The sequence below is a fragment of the Nocardia farcinica genome (assembly GCF_029867845.1).
In the GTDB taxonomy this organism is placed as follows: Bacteria; Actinomycetota; Actinomycetes; order Mycobacteriales; family Mycobacteriaceae; genus Nocardia; species Nocardia farcinica_A.
This window is the reverse complement of sequence record NZ_JARWRU010001264.1, coordinates 1-1206: the sequence shown is the minus strand read 5'-3', so window position 1 is coordinate 1206 and position 1206 is coordinate 1. Positions and strand designations below refer to the sequence as shown.

Annotated in this window: 1 protein-coding gene; it reads right to left on the bottom strand. The window is 71.6% G+C overall.

From position 1 onward, the window contains the following. Positions 1 to 1073, bottom strand: a 1073-nt coding sequence (locus QH283_RS28310; RefSeq protein WP_280505986.1) for an FAD-binding protein, incomplete at its 3' end; no start/stop codon positions are given. Positions 1074 to 1206 lie beyond the last annotated feature (133 nt).

The following is a 1206-nucleotide window of genomic DNA, read 5'->3' as shown; positions in this document are numbered from 1 at the left end:
GCTCGAAAGGTTCTCCCGCTCAATGGAAAGGGAACCGCCGACCGCTCGGCGAGCATCACCAGCGGGTCGGCGCCGGGCAGCGGCGCGTTGGCGGGGAACCCCCAGGGCAGATGCATCAGCGCCCCGGCGGCGCCGAGGTCCTGGGCGGCGGTGATGGCATCGCCGGTGTTGCCCTTCGAACCGAGGCTCGCCCCGTCGGGCAGCGACGGCGACTGGAACTTGTGCCGCGCGCCCATGTCGTGGTCGAACCCGCCTGCGGCGAGCACCACGCCGCGCCTGGCCCGCACCGTCACCTCGCGGTCGTTCTGGCGCACCACCGCGCCGGTGACCCGGTCGCCGTCGCGGAGGAGGCGGACCAAGGCCGTCTCGGTCCAGACGGGAATGCCCGCCCGGAGCACCCCGGCGAACAACCCGGCCGCCAGCGCCTGGCCGCCAGCCAGATACTCGCGGCCGATCAGCATGCCGCCGATGCCCTGCGCCGCGCGCCGCAGGACGCGCGGCAGCGCTTTCGCGGGTGTGCGGACCAGCAGATTCATCCACTTGTAGTCGGCGCCGGTCACCGGCATCGGCACCGGCGCTTCCATGACGCCCGGCCGCAGGCGCGGCCGCTCGGAGCCGAGCACCGACGCGTCGAAGGGACGGCATTCACAGGTGCGTCCCTCGGCCAGTCCGCCCGGCTCCTCCGGGTGATAATCCGAGTAACCGCGGGCCCAGAAGAATTTCATGGGCGTGGTGCGCTCGAGCAGGGCCACCGTGGCCCGCCCGGCGTCCAGGAAGGCCGCGCCGCGTTCCTCGGGTGCGGAATCACCGACCACCGCGCGCACGTAGGTCTGCGCCAGCGCCAGCGCCTCGTCTCCGCCGTCGGGCAGGACCGGGTTCCCCGGAATCCAGAAGGCCCCGCCGGACCGGGCCGTGGATCCGCCCACATAGGGCGTCTTCTCCACGATCAGGCACGACAGTCCCAGGTCGTGCCCGGCGAGCGCGGCGGCCATACCGGTTCCCGACCCGACGACCAGGAGATCGACGACCGTGTCGCGGGCGGGCGTGAGCGGCGGCATCGGCTTCTTGCCCATGTTGGAGGACTCCACTCTCAGAGAAACGGACCGGAATCCTCATCGTAGGTTCGCGTCGAGCGGTCGGCGTTTCCCTTTCCTTTGAGCGGGAGAACCTTTCGAGCTCCCGTTGTGCGTGAGCGCGGATTCCGCC